The sequence below is a fragment of the Deferribacterota bacterium genome (genome assembly GCA_034189185.1).
Lineage (GTDB): Bacteria > Chrysiogenota > Deferribacteres > Deferribacterales > UBA228 > UBA228.
In genome coordinates this window covers 1-3,874 of sequence record JAXHVM010000169.1, presented here as the reverse complement: position 1 = coordinate 3,874, position 3,874 = coordinate 1, and the positions used below count along the sequence as shown (strand labels likewise).

Below are 3,874 nucleotides of genomic sequence, written 5' to 3'. Positions count from 1 at the left end.
AATATAGACAATTTATTTAAATATAAATTAAAAACATATTATTTAATAAGACTATTTGACAAAATCATATTAAAATCTTCTACTTGTTCTTCTAGCATATCAACAAGTTTATTTATTTTTTGCCACAATTACAACAAATGACCCACCACCATAGCCATCTACTACCTGCTCTATATCTTTTATGTCTTTTAGATTATTAAAAATCGTTTGGGTAAATCTAAAATCATTAAAATGCAATCTTTTCAAATAGACAATAACCTCCTTCACTGAATAAAAGGTAGCTACCTTGTAAAATAAGCTATCTTCTTTATGACGCTGATATAATTCCCCAATTGGACTATTCTTATCTATAAATCCAATTATTAGAAGCCCCTTTGGTTTTAGAACCCTCTTTATTTCTTTCAGCGCAGCCTCTATATCATTCAAAAAGCAAATAGTTGTAACCATCAATGCAAAATCAAAGTAATTGCAGACAAAAGGGAGATCTTCTGCAACACCTATAACAACACTAACCCCTCTCTGTTTTGCTATTTTTGCCATACTCTTTGATGGTTCAACCCCAAACTTGATGCCAAGAGGAGCGGCAAACCTAGCACTTCCTACGCCAATTTCTAGCCCACTTCCAGCTTTTGGTAAGTGCCTTCTTAGGGCCTCAAGTTCTGACAAATAAACAAGCCTATTCCTCTCAAACCATTCCTCGTATTTCTCTGCGTATTTTTCAAAGGGCTCAACTTTTTTATACATCCATAAATATAGCTAATTTATTTTATAATAAAATTAATCGGGGCGAGAGGATTTGAACCTCCGACCACACGAACCCCATTCGTGTGCGCTACCAAACTGCGCTACGCCCCGATATATTATATATCATGTTTTATAAGAGACAAAATTTCAAGCAATTCTTTTTTTACCTCTTTTAATAATCCTCTACTATCTGCATATCTACAACTATCGCCTAATTTTAGCTTGGCTCCTTCAATTGTCAACTTTTCTTCATATAACATATGTTTAATATCCTTTATAATCTTAATATGCTCTTGTGTATAATATCTGTGATTAGAACCCACTTTCAAAGGTTTTAGTTGTTTAAATTGTTTTTCCCAAAACCTAAGCACAGAGGGCTTTAAGTTTGTTATTTCACAAACCTCACCAATTTTATAATAGAGCTTATTACTTTCCATTTATATCTTCTTTAAACACCTTACTCGGTCTAAAGATCACAAAGTAACGGGGCTTAATGATCTTTTCCTCTCCTGTTTTAGGATTTCGCCCAATCCTTTGTCCTCTCTTCTTTACCTCAAATGTCCCAAATCCTGATATTTTTACATTTTCTTTGTTAACTATTCTCTCTTTTATTATATCAAAGGTACTATTCACAATCTGATTAATATCTCTTTTTTTTAATCCTAATGCGTTATATATATTCTCTACTATATTATATTTAGTCATTCAATGCCTCATAATAATTAATATACTAAGAAATATATATTCAAGGTCAATCATTTTGTTTTGATCCTCTCTATTCTAATTTTTTCTCTCTCAATGTTAAATTCATTGATAAAATCATTGGCATCTTCTTTATTGTTAAAACCTTCTACAATTACATCATAGCTATATTTTTTTCTACTTTCTTTAACAATAATTGCGTTAACACCTTTATTTTTTGCATAATCAATAGCTTCTTTTTTATTTTTAAAAGATTTAATGAAGGCAACCTCCCTCTCACCTATATATTTATTAGTTCCTTTTTTTGGTACATACAAACTCCAAACTGAGTAGCTGTTAACATTAGTGCCTAATTTTTCAACGTTCAAATTATTCATAGAAGCAAAACTATTTATTCTATCTAAATCAGCTTTTTTAATATAATAAAGCTTTACTTTGTATAAAGCCTTTCTAACTTCTTCTTTAACTTTTTCACTATCAATATTTACTTTGTCATTAGCACTGTCACTTGGAACATACTCAGATAAATTATCCACCAAAAAATCAATTGTTGCTACCACTATCTCATTATTGTTTTTATTTTCTAGTTGATCTTGAAGCTTTTGTGTTACTTCTGTATCCTCAGTCAATTTTTCATTTACAACCTCAGCTACTTCTCTAGTGGTGGGTTTAGAATTATTAAATACATCCATTATTCTTGGATATAAAAATTTAAAACAGATAAAAACAACAATACATAAAATCAGAATGATCGAAGCATATTTAAAAGGACGAAAAACACTTTTTTTATCTAACGCCCCTTTAATCTCTTTTTTCTCTTCTAATTCTTCCTCATAACCACCCTTTTTATGTAGAATTTCATCTATTTCAGAATAACTTTTATCAATAAACTTAAGTAAATCAATCTCTATCATTTACTAATTTTTTCTTTATTCTTTGCCTCTTCAATTATCTTCTCAGCAATAGAAGGGGGTACTTCTTCATAATGGCTTAATTCCATTGTAAAATAACCCCTCCCTCCTGTCATGCTTCTTAAATCAGGTGCATATTTTAAAACCTCGGCCATAGGTACCTTCCCTTTTATATGCGCACCATCCTTATGGGGTTCAACATTTTCAATTCTACCTCTTCTTGAGTTTAAATCACCAATAACTGAGCCAACACATTCCTCTGGCACAAATACCTCTATTTTCATTATAGGCTCTAAAATCACTGGATTAGCACGGGCTGCAACATTTTTAAACGCCATTGAAGCGGCAATCTGGAATGCAATATCAGAGGAATCAACTGAGTGATAACTACCATCATAAAGAATAGCCCTAAAATCAACCATAGGAAATCCTGCGACAACACCTAATTTTGCAGCTTCAACTATACCTTTCTCTACTGAGGGAATAAAATTTTTTGGTATGGCACCACCAAATATTTTATCTACAAACTCAAAACCTTTTCCTCTTTCTAAAGGCTCTAATTCTATCCACACATCACCATATTGACCACGTCCACCTGACTGCTTTTTATATTTACCTTGTCCTTTTGCGTTTATTTTAATTGTCTCTTTATAGGGTACTTTTGGCGTCTGTAAAGTAACGCTTACATTAAATTTCTTATTCATTTTTTCTAAAACTGCCTCAATATGCAATTGTCCCATTCCACTTATTAAAATATCACCTGATTGTTCATCTCTAGATATTCTAATTCCTTTATCTTCATCGATTAGCTTATGTAAAGCACTGCTCACCTTGTCTTCATCTTCCTTTGACTTTGGTTTTAGCGAAAAAGTTATAACAGGCTCAGAAATCTCAGGAGGACTAAATATAACTAGTTTATTTTTATCACAAAGGGTATCAAAGGTTTCAGTATTTTTCAGTTTACTAGTCATTGCAATCTGGCCTGCAAAAACTTTAGCAGTCTTTATATAATTTTTGCCCTGCATTAATTGTAATTGTGTTATCTTCTCAGTTACACCCTTATTGGGATTGTATATCTCACTATCACTCTCCAATTGACCAGAATAAACCCTAAATAGTGTTAATTTTCCCGAATATGGATCAATAAAGGTTTTAAATGCAAAGGCACTAAAATTTTTATCTTTAGGGTCAATTAAAATATTTTCACCACTTTTTAAATCTTTCCCCTCTTTATATTCCCTCTCTAATGGTGAAGGCAAGTAATCAATAATAGCATTTAATAAAAGTTTGGCACCAATATTCTTAGTTGCCGAACCACACAAAACAGGAACAAATTTCTTGCTTATTGTTCCTTCCCTAATGCCACTAATTAGCTCTTGTTTACTTATATCCTCACCTTCTAGATACTTCTCTAAAAGACTATCCTCTGCCTCACAAATTGTTTCAACAAGCTTTGTCCTAAATTCCTCATAACTCTTCCTATATTCCTTTGGTATATCCTCTTTCTTGTACTCAGC

General features: G+C 31.9%; 5 protein-coding genes and 1 tRNA gene. All 6 read right to left on the bottom strand.

Annotation, left to right across the window (positions count from 1 at the left end):
- Positions 1 to 108: 108 nt before the first annotated feature.
- Positions 109 to 744 carry a class I SAM-dependent methyltransferase gene (locus SVN78_09240; protein MDY6821789.1) on the bottom strand — a complete coding sequence of 212 codons (636 nt, stop codon included), beginning with the start codon at positions 742 to 744 and terminating at the stop codon, positions 109 to 111.
- Between the two features lie 37 nt (positions 745 to 781).
- A tRNA-Pro gene (locus tag SVN78_09235) sits at positions 782 to 855 on the bottom strand.
- Between the two features lie 5 nt (positions 856 to 860).
- Positions 861 to 1,181: a MerR family transcriptional regulator gene (locus tag SVN78_09230; GenBank protein MDY6821788.1), complete on the bottom strand. Its 321-nt coding sequence runs from the start codon at positions 1,179 to 1,181 to the stop codon at positions 861 to 863.
- Positions 1,171 to 1,449: an integration host factor subunit alpha gene (locus SVN78_09225; protein ID MDY6821787.1), complete on the bottom strand. Its 279-nt coding sequence runs from the start codon at positions 1,447 to 1,449 to the stop codon at positions 1,171 to 1,173. The genes SVN78_09230 and SVN78_09225 overlap by 11 nt, the downstream gene beginning before the upstream one ends.
- Positions 1,450 to 1,499: 50 nt before the next feature.
- Positions 1,500 to 2,360, bottom strand: coding sequence for an SPOR domain-containing protein (locus SVN78_09220; protein MDY6821786.1), 861 nt, complete (start codon positions 2,358 to 2,360; stop codon positions 1,500 to 1,502).
- Positions 2,357 to 3,874 (bottom strand): elongation factor G (locus tag SVN78_09215; GenBank protein ID MDY6821785.1); only part of this gene is annotated, 1,518 nt, incomplete at its 5' end. The genes SVN78_09220 and SVN78_09215, both read right to left, overlap by 4 nt.

Bases quoted from the DNA above. Each gene is read 5' to 3' on its own strand.
- SVN78_09240 (MDY6821789.1), bottom strand. From the start codon at position 744: ATGTATAAAAAAGTTGAGCCCTTTGAAAAATACGCAGAGAAATACGAG.
- SVN78_09230 (MDY6821788.1), bottom strand. From the start codon at position 1,181: ATGGAAAGTAATAAGCTCTATTATAAAATTGGTGAGGTTTGTGAAATA.
- SVN78_09225 (MDY6821787.1), bottom strand. From the start codon at position 1,449: ATGACTAAATATAATATAGTAGAGAATATATATAACGCATTAGGATTA.
- SVN78_09220 (MDY6821786.1), bottom strand. From the start codon at position 2,360: ATGATAGAGATTGATTTACTTAAGTTTATTGATAAAAGTTATTCTGAA.